The 19,664-nt window shown below is 60.6% G+C and carries 18 protein-coding genes; 8 read left to right on the top strand and 10 right to left on the bottom strand.

Translation table 11 applies throughout. The features are described from left to right. The first annotated feature begins 10 nt into the window (after positions 1-10). Both ACIPIZ_RS23850 and ACIPIZ_RS23845 read left to right on the top strand, forming a co-directional pair. The gene (locus ACIPIZ_RS23850; RefSeq protein ID WP_158262984.1) at positions 11-166 is read left to right on the top strand and encodes a hypothetical protein; all 156 of its coding nucleotides are present in this window, start codon (positions 11-13) and stop codon (positions 164-166) included. Beyond that, a complete protein-coding gene (locus ACIPIZ_RS23845; RefSeq protein ID WP_064391557.1) occupies positions 163-1,167 on the top strand; it encodes an NADP-dependent oxidoreductase in 1,005 nt (334 codons plus the stop codon). The genes ACIPIZ_RS23850 and ACIPIZ_RS23845 overlap by 4 nt, the downstream gene beginning before the upstream one ends. 126 nt (positions 1,168-1,293) lie before the next feature. On the opposite strand, the gene pyrF is transcribed toward ACIPIZ_RS23845, so the two are convergent. Then, on the bottom strand, positions 1,294-1,992 hold the full coding sequence (pyrF, locus tag ACIPIZ_RS23840) for an orotidine-5'-phosphate decarboxylase (protein WP_161806667.1): 699 nt from the start codon (positions 1,990-1,992) through the stop codon (positions 1,294-1,296). 283 nt (positions 1,993-2,275) lie between these two features. On the opposite strand from pyrF, the gene ACIPIZ_RS23835 reads away from it, so the two are divergent. From ACIPIZ_RS23835 to xopAW, 3 genes are all read left to right on the top strand, one after another. Next, a complete protein-coding gene (locus ACIPIZ_RS23835; RefSeq protein ID WP_105709229.1) occupies positions 2,276-3,037 on the top strand; it encodes a response regulator in 762 nt (253 codons plus the stop codon). Beyond that, positions 3,037-4,086, top strand: a complete 1,050-nt coding sequence (locus ACIPIZ_RS23830) for a cell wall metabolism sensor histidine kinase WalK (protein ID WP_064391561.1) — start codon at positions 3,037-3,039, stop codon at positions 4,084-4,086. Before ACIPIZ_RS23835 ends, ACIPIZ_RS23830 begins: the two co-directional genes overlap by 1 nt. A 235-nt stretch (positions 4,087-4,321) precedes the next feature. Then, positions 4,322-5,173, top strand: a complete 852-nt coding sequence (gene xopAW, locus ACIPIZ_RS23825; protein ID WP_401167806.1) for a XopAW family type III secretion system calcium-binding effector — start codon at positions 4,322-4,324, stop codon at positions 5,171-5,173. 607 nt (positions 5,174-5,780) lie between these two features. Here xopAW and ACIPIZ_RS23820 read toward each other — a convergent pair. The 9 genes from ACIPIZ_RS23820 to ACIPIZ_RS23780 form a co-directional block, all read right to left on the bottom strand. Next, positions 5,781-6,833, bottom strand: a complete 1,053-nt coding sequence (locus tag ACIPIZ_RS23820) for an AI-2E family transporter (RefSeq protein ID WP_122662613.1) — start codon at positions 6,831-6,833, stop codon at positions 5,781-5,783. A 69-nt stretch (positions 6,834-6,902) separates the two neighbouring features. Next, complete coding sequence (locus tag ACIPIZ_RS23815) at positions 6,903-7,709, bottom strand: DUF4892 domain-containing protein (protein ID WP_064391568.1); 807 nt, start codon at positions 7,707-7,709, stop codon at positions 6,903-6,905. A gap of 115 nt (positions 7,710-7,824) precedes the next feature. Continuing rightward, complete coding sequence (locus tag ACIPIZ_RS23810; RefSeq protein WP_253482290.1) at positions 7,825-8,679, bottom strand: alpha/beta hydrolase; 855 nt, start codon at positions 8,677-8,679, stop codon at positions 7,825-7,827. Continuing rightward, complete coding sequence (locus ACIPIZ_RS23805) at positions 8,676-9,482, bottom strand: alpha/beta fold hydrolase (RefSeq protein ID WP_401167803.1); 807 nt, start codon at positions 9,480-9,482, stop codon at positions 8,676-8,678. Before ACIPIZ_RS23805 ends, ACIPIZ_RS23810 begins: the two co-directional genes overlap by 4 nt. A 618-nt stretch (positions 9,483-10,100) precedes the next feature. Further along, the gene (locus tag ACIPIZ_RS23800; protein WP_064391574.1) at positions 10,101-10,544 is read right to left on the bottom strand and encodes a hotdog fold thioesterase; all 444 of its coding nucleotides are present in this window, start codon (positions 10,542-10,544) and stop codon (positions 10,101-10,103) included. Between the two features lie 31 nt (positions 10,545-10,575). Beyond that, a complete protein-coding gene (locus ACIPIZ_RS23795) occupies positions 10,576-12,231 on the bottom strand; it encodes an AMP-binding protein (RefSeq protein WP_064391576.1) in 1,656 nt (551 codons plus the stop codon). A 210-nt stretch (positions 12,232-12,441) separates the two neighbouring features. After that, positions 12,442-12,894 (bottom strand): phosphohistidine phosphatase SixA, encoded by a 453-nt coding sequence (gene sixA, locus ACIPIZ_RS23790; protein WP_064391578.1) that lies wholly within the window; start codon positions 12,892-12,894, stop codon positions 12,442-12,444. Further along, on the bottom strand, positions 12,891-13,238 hold the full coding sequence (locus ACIPIZ_RS23785) for a DUF4389 domain-containing protein (RefSeq protein ID WP_064391579.1): 348 nt from the start codon (positions 13,236-13,238) through the stop codon (positions 12,891-12,893). Before ACIPIZ_RS23785 ends, sixA begins: the two co-directional genes overlap by 4 nt. Positions 13,239-13,259: 21 nt before the next feature. Next, complete coding sequence (locus ACIPIZ_RS23780) at positions 13,260-14,285, bottom strand: NAD(P)H-dependent glycerol-3-phosphate dehydrogenase (RefSeq protein WP_064391581.1); 1,026 nt, start codon at positions 14,283-14,285, stop codon at positions 13,260-13,262. A 196-nt stretch (positions 14,286-14,481) separates the two neighbouring features. Between ACIPIZ_RS23780 and ACIPIZ_RS23775 the strand changes: the two genes are divergently transcribed. The 3 genes from ACIPIZ_RS23775 to ACIPIZ_RS23765 are packed head-to-tail and all read left to right on the top strand — an operon-like array spanning position 14,482 to position 19,440. Next, positions 14,482-16,605, top strand: a complete 2,124-nt coding sequence (locus ACIPIZ_RS23775) for a TonB-dependent receptor plug domain-containing protein (protein ID WP_401167797.1) — start codon at positions 14,482-14,484, stop codon at positions 16,603-16,605. A gap of 1 nt (position 16,606) precedes the next feature. Then, a complete protein-coding gene (locus ACIPIZ_RS23770) occupies positions 16,607-17,539 on the top strand; it encodes an ABC transporter substrate-binding protein (RefSeq protein ID WP_122662624.1) in 933 nt (310 codons plus the stop codon). Then, positions 17,536-19,440: a response regulator gene (locus tag ACIPIZ_RS23765; protein ID WP_122853818.1), complete on the top strand. Its 1,905-nt coding sequence runs from the start codon at positions 17,536-17,538 to the stop codon at positions 19,438-19,440. Before ACIPIZ_RS23770 ends, ACIPIZ_RS23765 begins: the two co-directional genes overlap by 4 nt. Positions 19,441-19,664: the final 224 nt, after the last annotated feature.

The raw sequence follows: 19,664 nt of genomic DNA, 5'->3' as shown, positions 1-19,664 counted from the left end.
GCACTATCCAATGGCTGTTTATGTGGCCATGCATCGCAGTGATAAAACTGTGCGGGTGATCATCACTGCACTGGATCGGCGTGCATTCGCCGCGTCAGCCAACCTTGCGAGATCGGCGCTGAAGGTCTATCAACAAGGCTTCATTCAATTCGAGTGCCTGCCATGACCTCCCAGACCAATCGCCAGTTCCTGCTCGCCAAACGCCCGGTGGGCGCCGCGACCCGCGAGACCTTCACCTATCAGGAAATACCGGTCGGCGAACCGGCGGCGGGACAGATTCTGGTCAAGAACGAATACCTGTCGCTCGACCCGGCCATGCGTGGCTGGATGAACGAGGGCAAATCCTATATCCCGCCGGTTGGAATCGGCGAAGTCATGCGCGCATTGGGCGTAGGCAAAGTCGTCGCCTCGAATAACCCAGGGTTTGCCGTCGGGGACTACGTCAACGGTGCCATTGGCGTGCAGGATTATTTCCTCGGCGAACCCAGAGGTTTCTACAAAGTCGATCCGAAACTGGCGCCGCTGCCGGTGTATCTGTCCGCGCTGGGCATGACCGGCATGACCGCTTACTTCGCCCTGCTGGATGTCGGCGCGCCGAAGGCTGGCGATACCGTTGTGCTTTCAGGCGCGGCAGGTGCGGTAGGCAGCATTGCCGGGCAGATCGCCAAGATCAAAGGTTGCCGCGTGGTGGGAATCGCCGGCGGTGCCGACAAGTGCAAATTTCTCATTGATGAACTGGGCTTCGACGGCGCCATCGACTACAAGAACGAAGATGTGATTGCCGGCCTCAAGCGCGAATGCCCGAAAGGCGTCGACGTGTATTTCGATAACGTCGGCGGTGACATTCTCGACGCAGTGCTGAGTCGCTTGAACATGAAGGCGCGGGTGGTGATCTGCGGAGCGATCAGCCAGTACAACAACAAGGAAGCGGTCAAAGGCCCCGCCAACTACCTGTCGCTGCTGGTCAATCGTGCGCGGATGGAAGGCTTTGTAGTGATGGACTATGCCGCGCAATACGCCAGCGCCGCGCAGGAAATGGCCGGATGGATGGCCAAGGGGCAACTCAAGAGCAAGGAAGACATTGTCGAAGGCCTGGAGACCTTTCCAGAGACGCTGATGAAACTGTTCAGCGGCGAGAATTTCGGCAAGTTGGTGTTGAAAATCTAAAATCACCAGAAAACAAATGTAGGAGTGAGCCCTGCTCGCGATAGCGGTGTGTCAGTCAACATTAACGTTGTTTGACACACCGCTATCGCGAGCAGGCTCACTCCTACAGGGTTTCGCGGTGTCTGATCAGGCGATTTCGGCTACAACCGAAGCCAATGCCTTGGCCGGATCCGTCGCCTGGCTGATCGGACGGCCGATCACCAGATAATCGGAACCGGCATCCAGTGCCTGACGCGGGGTCAGAATGCGGCGCTGATCGTCCTGCGCACTGCCCGCCGGACGAATCCCCGGGGTCACCAGTTGCAGTGATGGGTGTGCGGTTTTCAGTGCAGTGGCTTCCAGCGCCGAGCACACCAGGCCGTCCATGCCAGCCTTCTCGGCCAATGCGGCCAGACGCAGCACTTGCTCTTGCGGTTCGATGTCCAGACCGATACCGGCGAGGTCTTCACGCTCCATCGAGGTCAGTACGGTGACGCCGATCAGCAATGGCTGCGGGCCACTGCGCTTGTCCAGCACTTCACGGCAGGCGGCCATCATGCGCATACCACCCGAGCAATGCACGTTGACCATCCACACGCCCATCTCGGCAGCGGCTTTCACGGCCATCGCGGTGGTGTTGGGAATGTCGTGGAATTTCAGGTCGAGGAATACTTCGAAACCCTTGTCACGCAGGGTGCCGACGATTTCCGCGGCGCAACTGGTGAAGAGTTCCTTGCCCACTTTGACCCGGCACAGTTTCGGGTCCAACTGGTCGGCCAGCTTCAGTGCGGCGTCACGGGTGGGGAAATCCAGGGCGACGATGATAGGAGTCTGGCAGGCGGACATGAATGGGCTCTCAGGCAGGTCGAAATCGGCGCGCATTGTAGCGGAACCGGCGGCGGCGCGGCACCCGATGATCGGTAAATCGTCGCGCTGACCGTGATCAGCATAGCGTCCGCTGCTATTGTGTCGACTCCGATACACAACCGACATGCCGCCAACACGCGCCCGCGCTAGCCTCGCCAGCCGCAACACGCCCTTACATCAGCACTTCCCGCCTCACGGCAGGACGCCTATGCTGAAACCACAACCTCGCAGCCCATCTTTGTGGTTGGCGGCCTACTGGCAGATGAACAGCCCCATGCACAACACCCAAACGACCGCGACGGATGAGCCAAAAGACGACAAGCGCTGGAGCATTCGCGCGCTGATCGTCGACGACGACGTGCCGATTCGCGAGCTGATGATCGATTACCTCGCCCGCTTCAACATCCACGCCAGCGGCGTCACCGACGGCGCGGCGATGCGTCAGGCGCTGCTCGCCGAGCATTTCGATGTTGTCGTGCTGGACCTGATGCTGCCCGGCGAAGACGGCTTGTCGCTGTGCCGCTGGCTGCGCGCCGAATCGGACATCCCGATCCTGATGCTCACCGCCCGTTGCGAACCGACCGACCGCATCATCGGCCTGGAACTGGGCGCCGATGACTACATGGCCAAACCCTTCGAGCCGCGCGAACTGGTGGCGCGCATTCAGACCATTCTGCGTCGGGTGCGCGATGATCGTACCGAGCAACGGGCCAACATTCGTTTCGACAACTGGCGCCTGAACAGCGTTCTGCGCCAGTTGATCGCCGACAACGGCCTGGTGGTGCCGCTGTCCAACGCCGAATTCCGCCTGCTCTGGGTCTTTATCGAACGCCCGCGCCGAGTGCTCAGTCGCGAACAACTGCTCGATGCCGCGCGCGGCCGTTCAATCGAAGCATTTGACCGCAGCATCGATCTGCTGGTCTCGCGCCTGCGCCAGAAGCTCGGCGACGACCCGAAAGCCCCGCAGTTGATCAAAACCGTACGCGGTGAGGGATACCTGTTCGACGCACGGGACATCGGCTGATGCGAGCGCGCTTCGACACGCTGTTCGGACGCCTGTTTGGCGTGCTGTTCGTGGCGATTGTCCTGGCGCACTTGCTGGCGTTCACCTGGTTCCGCCTCTACGGCCCGCCACCGCCACCACCGCCGCCAGAGTTTTCCCAGGGTGTCGAAGGGCAACGGCCCATGCCGGATCCACGCTATGCGCAGCGGCCACCGCGCCCCTGGTTCGGTGGCCCGGTGGTGCCACTGACCTTTCAATTCATCACGCTGATGATCGCGGCGTGGTACGGCGCCAAACTGCTCAGTCGGCCGATCCAGCGTCTGAGCGACGCCGCTGAGCGCCTCAGCGAAGACCTTGACAGTCCGCCACTGGACGAGTCCGGCCCGCGCGAAGCACGGCAAGCGGCGCACACCTTCAACCTGATGCAGCAACGCATTCGCGAGCAGGTGCAGCAACGCGCGCGCATGCTCGGCGCGGTTTCCCACGACCTGCGCACACCGCTGTCACGTCTGAAACTGCGCCTGGAAAACATCAGCGATGAACGACTGCAGGGCCAGATGCGTCAGGACCTCGACGACATGATCGGCATGCTCGACGCCACGCTCACCTACCTGCATGAACAGCGCACCAGCGAAGCGCTGCAAATGATGGATGTGCAGGCACTGGTCGAATCGCTGGCGGAGAATGCGCAGGATCAGGGCGCCGACGTGCAGGTCAGCGGCCATTGCACGCCCTTGCCCGTGCAGCCGATGGCACTGCGCTCGTGCATCAACAATCTGATGGATAACGCCTTGCGCTATGCCGGGCAGGCGCAAATCGAATTGCAGGATCAGCGCGAGCAATTGCTGATTCGCGTGATCGACCACGGCCCGGGAATCGCCGCCGACAAACGCGAAGCCGTGTTTGAACCGTTCTATCGGCTGGAAGGTTCGCGCAATCGCAATTCCGGCGGTGTGGGGCTAGGGATGACCATTGCCCGCGAGGCGGCGCAGCGTCTGGGCGGCCAGCTCAATCTTGAAGAAACCCCGGGCGGCGGCCTTACCGCCATCATTCGCCTGCCACGCCCCTGAGAACGCCACCGACTCACTGTGGGAGCGAACCCGCTCGCGAAGGCGTCATCTGATCCAACATCTTTTTTGGATGTACTGGCCTCTTCGCGAGCAGGCTCGCTCCCACAGGGTTTGGCGGTGTTCATTCTGCCGTGTGTACCGTCCGGTACAAACCCCACATACCCCGGACAACTCGCACCCTGACCCTGCATAAGCCGGTACACCCGCCGGTTTGCCATTCCAGGGAGTGAGCCCGATGATCGGTAGCGTCAGCAACTACACGAGCTATACCAGCACCAGCAGCACCGCCACACAAAATTCGCGCAGCCAGCAACTGCAAAAAGAACTGTTCGCCAAGCTCGACAGTAACGGCGACGGCGCAGTGGATCAGGACGAACTGAAAAGTGCCTTGTCACAGAAGTCCGACGACGGCCTGCTGGTCAACCTGAGCAAGCAGTTCGGTGATCTCGACAGCGACGACAGCGGTAGCCTCAGCGCCGAAGAAATGACGGCCACGGCGCCGCCCCCGCCGCCACAGGATCAAGCACCGAACACCGACCTCGCCGACGCCCTGATCAGCGCCCTCGACATCGACGGCGACGGCGCCATCAGCAGCGACGAACTGAGCAGCGGCCTGACCAGCGCCGGCAGTACCGCCGACAGCAACGAACTCTTCTCCGCCCTCGACAAGAACAAGGACGGCACCGTCAGCCAGGACGAACTCACCGCCAGCCTGACCCCACCGCCACCGCCACCACAAATCAACAGCGACGAACTGTTCAGCCAGCTCGACGCGGATGGCGATGGCAGCGTGACCGCGACCGAACTCAGCAGCGCACTGCAAACCAGCGACAGCGCGACTTCAACCACCAGCACTGACACCAGTGCCGCGCTGCTTAAGGTTCTCGATAGCGACAGCAGTGGTGGCGTGAGCAGTGATGAGCTGAAAGCGGCTTTACAGGCCGGGCATGAACGACCGGACGAAGAACAGACGGCATCGACCCAGAGCACGGCAGAAGCGCTGAATCGCATGATTGCCAATTTGAGCAAGCAGTACTCGCTGGAAAACACTGCGTCGGTGGGCAAGTATTTGAATGTGGCGACTTGAGTCGACGCCCCTCACCCTAGCCCTCTCCCAAAGGGAGAGGGGACTGATCGGGGTGTTTGGGAGAGGTACACCGACGTGAAACACCGAGTCGAACTCAGATTCTGAAACAGATCAAAAGCCCCTCACCCTAGCCCTCTCCCAGAGGGAGAGGGGACTGATCGAGGTGTTTGGGAGAGGTACACCGACGTGCGATACCGCGTTGAACGCAAATCAAACGCCGAACACCCCACGCTCTTCACCACTCAATAGGCCGAGTGTCAGCTCGCCTGCTCTTGATCTTGATCTTGATCCACGGGCGACGTCGGAAGGCTGAGCGGAGGGATTGATCCGGGGGTGGGAGCGCAGCGACCGTTTGGCGAAGCCAAACACAGCGAGAGGAGGTGCAGCGCAGCAAACCGTAGGCGCTGCGCCCGGATTGATCCCGGAGCGAAGGAACCCCGAGCCCCAGCGAGCGGGCCGCACGCAGGAGCAAGCCTTTTGGGTTACCTTTTCGGCGTTTGGAAAAGGTGACCCGCCGTGAAGGGCGGAACCCTAAGCCGCCGTTACCGCAGCAATGGATATACACCCAAACCCAAACCCAAAACCCAAAACCCAAAACCCAAAACAGCTACCGCCGATCCTCAACCCGAGACTGACTCTTGCTCCAATCCGTCAACAAACTGTAAGCCACCGCCAACAACGTAGGCCCGATAAACAACCCGATAAACCCAAACGCAATCAACCCGCCAAACACCCCAAGCAACACAATCACCAACGGCAAATTGCCGCCTCGGCTGATCAGATACGGCTTGAGCACGTTGTCCACGCCACTGATGATGAACGTTCCCCAGATCCCGAGAAACACCGCCATCCCGTACTCACCCTTCCACGCCAGCCAAGCCGTCGCCGGCACCCACACCAACGGCGGCCCCATCGGAATCAGACTCAGCAAAAACGTCACAATCCCGAGCACCAGAGCCCCGGGAACGCCGGCAATCAAAAACCCGATCAACGCCAGAATCGCCTGCGCCGCCGCCGTCCCGATTACGCCGTTAACCACCCGCTGCACCGTACCGGCGACCAGTTCGATGTAATAGCCGGCGCGATCACCGATCAGGCGCTCCAGCAGACTGTGCACAAACGCCGCCAGTCGCGGGCCGTCGCGGTAGAAAAAGAACACAAAGACAATGCTCAGCGTCAGCTCGAGAATCCCGCCGCCAATCTGCGCACTGCGCGCCAGCAACCAGTTGCCGACCTGACCCAGATACGGCTTGATCGACACCATCAATGCCGCGCCCTGCTGATCGATGCTGTTCCAGAGGCCGACGAGCCGTTCACCCACAAACGGCACAGTAGCCAGCCATACCGGCGCCTCCGGCAGGCCATCAACCTGCACGTCCTTGATAAACGCCGTGGCATCGCGCACATGATCGGCCAGGTTGAACCCCAGCCAGACCAGCGGCGCCGCCACCAGCAACATCCAGCCGAGGGTCAAAATCGCCGCGGCCAACGCCTCGCGCCCATTGAGCAAACGGGTCAGCAGGCGCATCAGTGGCCAACTGGCGAACGCCAGCACCGCGCCCCAGAACAGCGCCGACCAGAACGGCGCCATCACCCAGAAGCTGGCACCAAACAACACCAGCAGCAGGATCTGCACCAGCAGGCGATCGTTATTGAGCATGTAAGGTCTCGAAAAAGTCAGTCAGGCCAAGAGTAGGCGAACACGCCGTGCGTGCTCGCTCGCCACAGCTTATCGCAACAGGTCGATGCGCAGGCCTTTACCCTCGACAGTGCCGGTTTCCATCCGCGCAGCGCGCACGCCCTGATTGATCAGGGCCTGACGCCAGGCCTCGGCCTTGGGCCCGGATACCGTGACGCGCAATGTCGTGTCGAGGTTCAGGCCACGGGAGATCAGGCGCAGCCAGGTGTCATCCGGATCATCGACTCGATCGGGGAAATCCAGTTCGCCGGTGCTTTTGAGTTGACGCAACAGGGTCGCCGAGGTCGGCAGCAACTCGCCCAGCGGCGCAATTGCTTCGAACTGTTCAACATGCAGATAGGCTTTGCGATTGCCGCGAGTGATGCTGTACAGCGCCACCAGCGTGTTGTCTCGCGGCGCTGCCAGTCGCAACAGCAGATACGCTTGCTGCTCGTCAGCACCGTACAACTTGGAGTTGCCGAATACCTCGTTGGCCCACAGGCTGCTTTCACCACAATCACGGGCCTGGCACCAGAACAGCAACTCGGCGTCCTGCTCCTGCAAGGCTTCGCGGGCAGCGGTAAAGGCTTCGGTGGCGGAATGTTCGGGCGGTAACTCGTAGGTCACCGAAGTGATTTGGCCACGGGCGGTGACCTGGCCGTCGAAACGTAACTGGCCGCTGATCTTGCGGATAGAGCCCAACGGATAGATGCGCTCCAGCTCGGCCGGCGGGCGATAGTCGACGATTTGCGCATCGGCCAGCCGTGGCACGATCTGCAGATCGTGACTGCCCGGCACGTCGGCAGCGAAAGAAACGGAACTGAAACAGCACAGTGCCAACAGACTGAGTGACCGCATAGTCAGGCTCATCGGATCGGAGTGACTGTGTGATTCGGGGTCGCAGCGGTATAAAGATCCATCGTGGTTGTCTCCCATTTCAACCCGCCCAGCCTCGACAGTTGCCCACGGCAAGTCAAGGAATGGCGAAGAACCGATTGAAACAGTCTGCGACAAGACCCGCGCCTGGCTCGTCGTTCAAGTGCAGATGGTGCCCGCCCGGCAGCTGTTCCTGGCTAAAGGGTAGCCGCTCCAGCAGTTCGGAGTGTTTGGCCAGCATGCCATCAGCGGCAACCACCAAATGCGCCGGGCAACTGACGCGCAGGGCGAAAGCCATTGCCTGCTCCTGGGTCAGGCGCAGCGGCGACGGCAAAGTCAGGCGATTATCCGTGCGCCAGGTGTAGCCGCCCGGCACCGGCATCAATCCGCGCTGCGCCAACAGTTCAGCCGCCTCACGACTGACCGCGACCAGCCCCTTCATGCGCGCTTCGATGGCGCGGTCGAGGGTGTTGTAGACCGGTTTGCGTTTCTCGCGCAGATCCAGTTGCGCCTGTAGGGCCATGCCCATGCGCTCGGCTGCGTTTTCGCCTTTGTCTGTAGGAGGAATGACGCCGTCGATCAACGCCAGATGGCTGATGCGCTCCGGCATCGAGCCGGCCAGCACCATGGAAACAATTGCGCCCATCGAATGCCCGAGCAGGCCGAAACGCTTCCAGCCCAGTTGTTCGGCGACTTGCAGCACGTCATGGGCGTAGTCCCACAGCGCATAACCGGCGCCGTTCGGTCGATGCCCGGAATGCCCATGCCCGGCCATATCCAGGGCAATGATGCGTAAACCTTTGAGCTTCGGCGCCAGCCGCGCGAAGCTGTTGGCGTTGTCGAGCCAGCCGTGCAGCGCAATGATCGGCAAACCGTCCTCGGGACCGAACAAATGCGCCGCCAGCTCGATATGCGGCAGGCTCAGGCGCACTTCTTCGAAGGTCGGGCTCATGCGCAATCCTTGTCCTGACGGTTTTCCCAACGGGTAAACAGGTTCTTCAACAACCGCGCAGTGTCTTGCGGACGCTCCAGCGGGAACATGTGCCCGCCTGGCATGCTCAGCGCCTCGCCTTGTGCCAGGCGCGAAACGAAGCGGGTGTGATGACGCATGACCACGCGGCTCTTGTGCCCGCGCACCACCGCCAGTGGCACCTGCAACTGCCGGGTGCGACCGGGGCTGGTGTGCGGCACACCACGATAGATGCTGATTTCAGTGGCGGGGTCGAAACGCAGGCGCAGCTTGTCGCCGACCTGGTGCAAGCCGTATTGCAGATAGGCATCGAAGCATTCCGGGTCGAAGCCCCGGAACAGCGTTTTACCGGCGAAATAGCTGCGCGCACTGTCGAGATCGGCGAACTCTTCACGTCGGCCCAATGTGCGCCCCGCCGGTGTCAGTTTGTCGATGAAACCCAAGCGCTTGGCGGCACGGATCACCCACTGATCGGTGCGGGTCAGCACTGGCGAGTCGAGCATCACCACGCCGCGATACAGCTCAGGGCAACGCAGCGCCGCGTGCAGGTGCAAAACACCGCCGAAAGAATGGCCGACACCCCATACCGGTTGATCCTGCTGCTGCAAATGGTGGATCAGCTCGTCAACCAGGTTGTACCAGTTGTCATCCGCCGGGAAACGCGGGTCATGGGCGTGCTGCTCCAGATGCGCGACCCGGTACTCGGGCGCCAGCGCCGCGAACAACTTGCCATAGGTGCCCGAGGGAAACCCGTTGGCGTGGGCGAAAAAGATCGGTTGCGACATACCGGAAAATCCATGAGCGGGAAACGTGGTGTTGATTGTCCGTAAGACCGTGCCTTACAGCAATGACCGTAACTGCCAGGAATGATGACAGTCCGGTCAGGGCTATGGTGAGTCAGCCGGATCGCTACCCCCTCACCCCAACCCTCTCCCCCAGGGGGGCGAGGGGGAAAGGGAGCCGATCTCCATGCTATTGCGAATTTGTATTCGACTCGATATCTCAGGTCGATGTACTTCGAACAACCCACTCGGTCAGTCCCCTCTCCCCCAGGGGGGGCGAGGGGGAAAGGGAGCCGATCTGCATGCTATTGCGAATTTGTATTCGACTCGGTATCTCAGGTCGATGTACTTCGAACAACCCACTCGGTCAGTCCCCTCTCCCCCAGGGGGGCGAGGGGAAAGGGAGCCGATCTCCATGCTATTGCGAATTTGTATTCGACTCGGTATCTCAGGTCGATGTACTTCGAACAACCCACTCGGTCAGTCCCCTCTCCCCCAGGGGGGGCGAGGGGAAAGGGAGCCGATCTCCATGCTATTGCGAATCTGTATTCGACTCGATATCTCAGGTCGATGTACTTCGAACAACCCACTCGGTCAGTCCCCTCTCCCTCTGGGAGAGGGTTAGGGTGAGGGTGGCTGCTCACCCAACGGCACAACCGCCATGGTCAGCCGTGACACACAACTGGCCTTGCCTTCGTCACTGGTCAAACGGATATCCCACACATGGGTGGTGCGGCCAATGTGAATCGGCTTGGCCACCGCCGTCACCCGGCCACTGCGCAAGCCGCGCAAATGGTTGGCGTTGATTTCCAGCCCCACGCAATAGAACTTGCTGGCGTCGATGCACAGGTAGCTGGCCATCGAACCCACGGACTCCGCCAGCACCACCGACGCGCCGCCATGCAGCAAGCCGTAAGGCTGGTGCGTGCGATGGTCGATGACCATGCTTGCAGTCAGCGATTCTTCGTCGAACGCTTCGAAGCGGATGTCGAGCACTTCGCCGATGGTATTTTTCTGGATCGCGTTCAACTGCTCGATGTCGGGAGTAGTACGCCACAAGCTCATCGCAGACTTCCTTTGTTGTTGTAGTGGTCGCTCAATCCTGCCACAGCACCGCCTCGCTGCGCTCGCTCCATTCTTCGAAACGCGCGCCATAGGTGTCTTCGATGACGTTGCGCTTGATCTTCAGCGTCGGCGTAAGAAAGCCGTTCTCCACCGCCCAGCTGTCCTTGACCACCACCAGGCGGCGCAGGCGTTCGTGCTTGTCGAGCACCGCATTGACCTCTTCCAGGAGTTTTTCCAGACTCGAATGCAGGCTGGCCCGGGCCTCTTCCTGATTGACCGTCGACAGCACGCACAACCCCAGTGGCGCGCTCAGGCCATCGCCGACCACGCACACTTGCTCGATCCGTGAATGCACGGCCAAACGGTTTTCGATCGGCGCTGGAGCGACGTATTTGCCCTTGCTGGTCTTGAAGATTTCCTTGAGTCGCCCGGTCAGGCGCAGACGCCCTTCGGCATCCTGCTCGCCCTTGTCACCGGTACGCAGGAAGCCGTCCTCGGTGATCGTTTCGGCGGTTTTCTGCGGTTCCTTGAAATAGCCGAGCATGTTCGCCTGACTGCGCACCTGCACTTCACCCAACTCATCGATGCGCACTTCGACATCCGGGCACGGTTTACCGATCCAGCCTTGTTTGTATTGCCCTGGCAGACAGATGTGCGAGTAACCGCAACCCTCGGTCATGCCATAGACCTCAAGCACGTCGAGACCGAGTTTCTGATACCAGGCGAGCAAGGTCTGCGGTACCGGCGCCGCACCGGACAACGCCACGCGCAGGGCGTCCAGCCCCAGCCCGGCGAGGACTTTGTGCCCGACCCGTTTACCGATGAAAGGCAGACCAAGAAGAAAATCCAGACGTTTTGCCGGGATCCTGCTGTACACGCCCATCTGGAATTTGGTCCAGATTCGCGGCACGCCAAACATCGCGGTCGGCCGCGCGCGCTGCAAATCGGTGATGAACGTATCGAGGCTCTCGGCGAAGAAAACCGTCTGCCCGGTATAGATCGAGGCCAGTTCTACAAACATGCGTTCAGCGACGTGGCACAGCGGCAGGTACGACAGCAACCGGTCGTTCTCGTTGAGACCGAACAGCTGCGTGCCGCGCGTGGTGGCGAAACCGAGATTGGCGAAACTGTGCATCACGCCTTTGGGCAGGCCGGTGGTGCCGGAGGTGTAGATGATGGTTGCCAGTTGCTCGGCGGCAGGACGCGGATCGTCCTGGATCGGCGAACTGCGTTGCAGGTCTGCCCAGTTGAAATCGAATTCGCCAGGCGGATGCAGCGGCAGGCTGATGGTCGGCAAATCGGCCGGCACGCCTTTGGCCATGCCCGGCCAGTCATCGAGTTTGCCGATGAACGCCAGGACGCTTTCCGAATGATTGAGCACCTGCGCTACGGAGTCGGCGGTGAGATTGGGATAGAGCGGAACAGAAACGTGCCCGGCCATCCAGATAGCGAGGTCAGCGATGATCCAGTGTGCGCAGTTTTTCGAGATCAGGGCGATGTGGCTGCCGTGCGGCAACTCACGGGCACGCAACCAGTGCGCGGCGCAGCGGGCCTGATGGCCGACGTCGGCCCAGGTCAGGGTCTCGACCTGCCCGCCGCCAGTGGGCTGCACCAGAAAGCGCTGGCGCGGATGCCGGGCTTCACGTTCGTAAAACACGTCCAGCGGCAATCGGAATGCGGCAGACATGCGACTCGCTCCTGTGATTTTGGTCTGGAGCAAGCGTAGTCAACCAAGCAAGTGCTTGGTTGGAAAATTCAAACAAATAATTTCATGGTGTACGCGGTACCTGTAGGAGTGAGCCTGCTCGCGATAGCGGTCTGTCGGTCGACATAAATAGCGACTGATAGACCGCTATCGCGAGCAGGCTCACTCCTACAGGGGTCGGTGTTTACAACTTCACGGGTGTTTAAGGCTGTTAAGGGTCATCGAGCCGATCAGCAACTCCGGGCTTTCCAGCTCAGCCAGATCGGCGGTGCTGACCCGCTCCGGAGGATGTCCGGCGCCATGCTGCAGATAGCTCAGCAAATTGCCCACCAGCGGGTTGTGGCTGACCAGCAGCACGTTGCTTACCGACACCAGTTGATCGGTAACCTTGTCCGGATCAACTTCCGGCGTCAGCCACTCCACCGTGCGAATCTCCGGTTCGAACCCGAGCGCTTCGCGCACAATCTGTGCAGTCTGCTGCGCCCGCAGATAAGGGCTGGCGTAGATCGCAGTAAGCGGCTGGCCAATCAAATGGGCAGCGCTGCTCAAGGCTTCTTTGCGACCGTGCTCGGTCAACTCCCGTTCGGAATCGGGGCACGAGCCGTAAGGCACGGCCTCACCGTGACGCAATACCCAGAGTTTCATAGCTTGGGTTCCTCATCTCGAACCGGATGCGGTGTCGGCGGCACGGTGTGCGGCGCTTCACCTTCCGGGGTACGCGGCGCTGGCCAGTCGGCGAACGGCCAGGGTTTCTGGTCGCTGTGGAAACTGCCGAAGCGGCCGATCTGCGCCAGAAACTGGCTCAGGCTGTCGCCGAAGTTCATCAGGCTGGCGCTCGGTGCGCCATAGATCAAACGATAGATCAGTTGCACCAGCACCACCGCGCCGAGGATGAACTGCGCCACTTGCCAGACCAGCACGTAGACGATCATCCACAGCACCCGCAGGAGGATGGATTCGTACTTGGCTTCGGTTTTCGGATCGTTCATGGCTTGCTGCTCCCGGCTCACTCAGTTGAAACCACTGGTGGAAATAAAGTCGACGTCGGTTTTTGGCTCGGCTCGCATCAATAGACCGATCACCTGCTCCAGCGTGCGTCCTTCGAACAGGATCGCATGCAGCCCGGCGACCAGCGGCATGTACACGCCGACCTCCTGGGATTTGGCCTTGAGCACTTTCAGGGTGTTGACGCCTTCGGCGACTTCTCCGAGGCGCGACACCGCTTCGTCGAGGCTCAAGCCCTGACCCAGCGCGAAACCGACCTGATAGTTACGACTCTTCGGCGACGAACAGGTGACGATCAGATCGCCGACACCGGCCAGACCGAGGAAGGTCATCGGGTTGGCGCCCTGATTCACCGCAAAGCGGGTCATCTCCGCCAGTGCGCGGGTGATCAGCATGCTCTTGGTGTTCTCACCCATTTCCAGCGCGACCGCCATGCCGGCAATGATCGCGTAAACGTTTTTCAACGCCCCGCCCAGCTCGACGCCGAAGCGATCAGCACTGGCGTAGACGCGGAAAGTACGACCATGCAACGCGGCTTGCACCTGCTTGCAGAGTTCTTCGTCCTCACTGGCGACCACCGTGGCGGTCAGCGCATGTTCGGCGATTTCCCGCGCCAGGTTCGGCCCGGACAGCACGCCAATGCGCGCTTGCGGGGCGATCTCTTCAAGAATCTGGCTCATCAATTTGAAGGTCTGCGCTTCGATGCCTTTGGTCAGGCTGACCAGCATCTTGCCGCTCAAGCGCTCGGCGTGGGCCGCGAGCACCGTGCGCAGCGCGCTGGACGGCAGTGCGACAAAGCACAAATCACAGGCGTCGAGGGTTTCCTGCAGGTCGGTGACGGCGGTCACGCCCGGCAGAATCTTGATGCCTTTGAGGTAACGCGGGTTTTCGCGATTGACCCGGATGGCCTCGGCCTGCTCGGGGTCACGCATCCACTGCCGGACTTGATGGCCGTTCTCGGCCAAAAGGTTGGCCACGGCGGTACCGAAACTTCCGCCTCCCAGGACCGCAATCGGGCGCTGTTCAGTCATATGCAATCCGTTAATCCATACCAGTGGCGATGGCGGCATTATACGGGGCAGCCCGGTCGCGGCCAGCCCCAGCAACAATTACCGACACTTGTAGGAAGAAGACCAATAAAACCTAGGAAAATGCTACTAACGTGAATGGAAAAGTCACGGTGCTCGGTTAACATGCGCGCCAAATCTTTACGATCAAGGCTGCGTCGTGTTTTTCGCTCCTCGCCCTCCCCGTTCGCCCCTGTTGCTGGCGCTGTTGTTCAGCCCGCTAGTGCTGGCGGACGACCTGTTCATGGACAACCAGGCACTGCCGCAGGTGCTGACGGCCACGCGCCTGAAACAGACACCGGCAGAAGTGCCGGGGAGCATGACCGTACTCGACAGCGAATTGATCAACGCCAGCGGTGCCCGTGACATCAGCGAACTGCTGCGCCTGGTGCCTGGGATGATGGTCGGCAACATCAGCGGCAATCAGGCGGCGGTCAATTACCACGGCACCAATGCCACCGAAGCGCGGCGCATGCAGGTGCTGATCGACGGCCGTTCGGTGTACCGCGCAGGTCTGGCCACGGTGGACTGGAGTGACATCCCCGTGGCCATGGAGGACATCGAGCGCATCGAAGTCTTTCGCGGCCCGAACACCGTCAGTTATGGCGCCAACGCGCTGATGGCGGTGGTCAATATCATCACGCGCAACCCGGCGGATAGCCATGGAACGCGTCTGAAATATACCCGCGGCCAGCGTGGCATCAATGATTTCTATGCCAGCCAGGGCACCGGCTGGAATGGCGGCGATCTGCGCCTGTCGCTGTCCGGTCAGGAAGATGACGGCTTCGACAGCGATCGCAGTGGCGCCGATTACCGTGACAGCCGCCGCTTGAACCGTTTCAGTCTTGCGGTCAGCCACACCCTCAGTGATAACCAGAGTCTCGACTGGCAGGTCAACGCCAAAGACGGCACCAATCAGCGGCCCTACACCTATCGGCCGGTGTTCTCCGGGATTACCGCCGCCGGGAACAATTCTGACGTAGTCGCCAAGGATTACGCCGGTTCGGTGCGCTGGAACCTCGACATCAATCCCGAACACAGCCTTTATATACAAGGCTCGGCGCAACACTGGGATCGCCAGCAAACCTGGCGCGCCTGCGATGCCGAGGTGTCATTCAGCCCCGAGTTGACGCAACTGTGGCAACTCAACCCCAATTACACCGAACGCCTGGCGCGCAACATCACCCGTTTCACCGGCCCCGGCGCAGCACCGGGCACACCGCAGGAAATGGCTCTGGCCAATCGGGTGCTGGATCAATGGCGCAATGGCGCCAGCCAGACCTTGTGCGGCGACATCGACCAGAGCGCCCGCGAATCGCGCTACGACCTCGAATTGCAGGACACCCTCAGCCTGTCCGACAGCCTGCGTCTGGTCAGTGGCATGAACTATCGTTACGACCGCGCCGATTCCGAAACCTATTTCAATGGCACGCTGGACGACACCACCTGGCGTGCGTTCGGCCAACTGGAATGGCGCGCCACTGAGCACTGGTTGTTGCAGGGCGGCGCGATGTTCGAAGACACGCAACTGATCGGCAGTTCGCTGACGCCGCGCTTTGCCGTCAATTATCTGATCAATCCGCGCCACGGCTTGCGCGCGGTGTACTCGGAAGCAATCCGCTCGCCGGACATGTTCGAGAACAATGTGAACTGGAGCTATCAGGTCAACAACCTGCGGCCCTCGGCCTACGGACAGTCTTCGGCGCGCTACTTCGTCAAGACGCGCGGTCCGGGCGATCTCGATCAGGAACACATGCGCTCGCGTGAACTGGGCTACAACGGCTATTTCGCCGAACTGGGTCTGGCACTCGACGTAAAGCTGTTCTACGACGAAATCACCGGGATGATCAGCGAGCCATTACGCAACAATCAGTACATCGCCAGCAACGCCAACAGCTCACGTTTTCGCGGTACCGAAACCCAGCTCGACTGGCGTGTGAGCAGGGCCGACCGCTTGCGTTTCACTTACGCTTTTGTCGATGCCGAGGCGAGCAATCCGCTCGATCAGCAATTCACTTCGCGCAACAGCGGTTCCGCCGGCTGGCTGCGCGACTGGGGGCATGGCTGGAACAGCGCCCTCTTCTATTATGGTGACAACGCGCTCAATGGCTACCGCTTCGAACGGGTCGACACGCGCATCGCCAAACGCATCCCGCTGGGCAAGGCTCAGCTGCAATTGGCCGGCGTGTTGCAACAACGTCTCGACCATGAGCCGACTACCTTCGTCGAAAACAACTACGACGAGCGCCGGGTGATGTACTTCAGCGCCGAACTGGAGTTCTAGGATGCGTCACGGCCTGTCACGGAAGACGCCAACCCTTGGCCACTGGCTGGCCGGGGTCTGTCTGTTTTTGACTGCGTGGCTGCACGGTGTCGCGGTCCAGGCCGCGGACATTCTGCTCACGGGGGCCGAGGAAAGCCCCGGCGTACAAGCGTTCGTTCAGGCTCTGAGCGAATTGCGCCCGACCGACAACGTGCGTTTCCAGCCGCTGGACAGTCTCCCGGCACCGGGCAAACTGCCGGCCAGCCTGCGCCTGATCCTCCTCGATCTGCCAAGCCTGGATTGGCGCCTGCAAGAACCCCAAGGTCCGGCAACGCTGGTGCTGCGCATCAGCCGCTTGCAAGCGCGCCAGCGTTTTGGTGACGCAGAACCTGCACACCTGAGCCTGCTGTGGAGCGATCCGCCACTGAGTCGGCAACTGCAATTGATCCGGCGAATCTTGCCGCAGGCACGGCGGGTCGGCGTGCTGTTCGATCAACACAGCGAGTTTTTGCTGAAAGAACTGAATCTGGCTGCACAACCGCTGAATCTGCAAATCGTCAGCCAGCGCTGGGACAACACCCTTGACAGTCGCCCACTGCAAGCCGTGCTGAAAAACAGCGACGTGCTGTTGGGCCTCGACGATCCCGATCTCTACAACCCGAAGACCGCGAAGAACCTGTTGCTCAGCAGCTACTCGCGGCAAGTCGCGCTGGTCGGACCCAACGTCGCTTTCGTCCGTGCCGGCAGCCTGGCCAGCAGCTACAGCGATCAGAACGATTGGCTGGCAATCCTTGATCAATTGCTTGACCAACCCTCGGCTGCTTGGCCGCGAGCGCTCTATCCCGCACGTTTTAATGTTTCAAGTAATGCACAGGTGGCTCGTTCATTAGGTATCGAACCGCTGAATGATGCGTCTGTCGCCAGAGCGCTGGCCGAAGGAGAACGCCGCCCATGAGTTTCCGTCGCCGCTGGGACATCAACACCCGCACCCAGCTGATCAGCCTGGGCCCGGCGCTGTTGCTGACCTTGCTGTTGATCAGCTTCTTCACGTTTGTGCGCCTCCAGGATTTGCGCCAGGAGCTGAACCACACCGGCCAACTGATCGCCAACCAACTGGCCCCTGCCACCGAGTACGGAGTGATTTCCGGCAACAATGAAGTGCTGGAGAGCCTGCTCAAAGCCACACTGGCTACGCCCAATGTGCGTTTTCTTGAAGTGCAGGACAGCGCCAACCGGATTCTGGTGTACGTCGAACAACCGGCTGACACCCACAATCGCCCGCATCAGGTCGAAGTGTTTCAGGCCCCGGTGCGACTGCAGCGGATCTCTCTGCACAATGATTTCTTCCAGGACGGCAAAGTCAGTAATGGTGCGGCCGCCGAGGATTATCTGGGACGCGTGATCGTCGGTCTGTCCAACGATGCCTTCAGTCAGCGCCAGCAGGAAATTCTGCTCAAGGCCGGGATTCTCGCGTTGTTCGCCCTGCTCTTCACTTTTGTCCTGGCTCGGCGTCTGGCCGGTAGCCTGTCGCAGCCGATTCGCGACATCGGCGATGCGGTCAAGGCGATTCAGGACGGCGACTACAAGACCCCGTTGCCGATTGTCGACGACACTGAGTTGGGGGCTTTGTCGCAGCACATCAACAACCTCGCACAGGCGCTGGAACAGGCCAGCCGCGAGCAGCATCAAGCCATGGCGCAACTGATCCAGACCCGCGAAGAAGCGGAAAAGGCCAACAACGCAAAATCCGACTTCCTGGCGATGATGAGCCATGAACTGCGCACCCCCATGAACGGTGTGCTGGGTATGTTGCAGTTGCTCGAAACCACCGAGATGACTGAGGAGCAGATCGAGTATGCAGCCCTCGCGTCGGAGTCCACCGAGCACTTGCTGAAAGTCATCAATGACATTCTCGACTTCTCGCGCATCGAGCGATCAGAACTTGAGCTGGAGCACATTCCGTTCAACCTCACCGAGCTGATCGGTGCCTGCGCGCAGTCGTTCCAGCACAGCGCGGTGCAACGCGGCCTGGCGCTGAATCTGCGGATCCCGGACGACATGCGCAGTTTGCAGGTGCAGGGCGATCCGACGCGGATCCGGCAGATTCTGGTCAACCTGGTCGGCAACGCACTGAAGTTCACCGAACAGGGTCGGGTCAGCATCGAGGCGCAGTGGCAATCGCTGGATCACGAATTGCTGTGGTTCACCTGCTCGGTACGCGACAGCGGCATCGGCATTTCTTCCGAAAGTCTGGAATTGATGTTCAACGCTTTCCAGCAGGCCGACAGTTCGATCTCGCGGCGCTATGGCGGCACCGGCCTCGGCTTGCCAATCGCCCGCACCCTGGCAGAACGCATGGGCGGCACTTTGCGCGCGCAGAGCGAGGAAGGTCGCGGTTCGGTCTTTACTCTGGAGATCCCGCTGGCGCTTTATAAGCAAGCGCTACCGCCATTGGCCGCGCCGCGCGCGCTGAACGGCAAAGGACAGGGTGAAGGGCGCAATGTCTTGCTGGTGGAAGACAATCCGGTGAACCAGACGGTTATCGAAGCGATGCTGCGCAGTCTGGGCTTTACTGTCAGCGTCGCCGTCGATGGCGCGCAGGCCGTACGCAGCGCTGAAGAAAGTGATTTCGAAGTGATTCTGATGGATTGCCGCTTACCGATCATCGATGGCTATGAGGCGACGCGACAGATCCGCCAACTGCCGGGACGCAGCGACGTGCCGATCATCGCACTGACCGCCAACGCGTTGCAGGGTGACCGCGAAACCTGCCTGGAGGCAGGCATGAACGATTATCTGGCGAAGCCGTTCAAACGTAATGATCTGCAGCAGATTCTGCAGCGCTGGGTGTCGTAGTGTGGGCCTTTCGACCATCTGCGACTGGCGTGAAAAGCGAAAGTGCGGCAGTCTTAGGCACCCGAACAAGCCTCAAAAGGGGCTTGAATAAAAATTTCAGTGCACAAGTGTACATTCATGTCCTTGGTGCTGTGACTTTCACCACAACGCAATAGTCTATGAGTAGGCTGCCGGTTCGAGGCATGAACGCGTCGAACGGTCGGGAAGATTTGACACACCTGCCG

Origin of the sequence: Pseudomonas sp. NPDC087690 (assembly GCF_044743175.1) — a bacterium.
Classification (GTDB): Bacteria; Pseudomonadota; Gammaproteobacteria; order Pseudomonadales; family Pseudomonadaceae; genus Aquipseudomonas.
The sequence above is the reverse complement of the archived record's forward strand: the minus strand, read 5'-3'. Positions and strand labels throughout refer to the sequence as shown.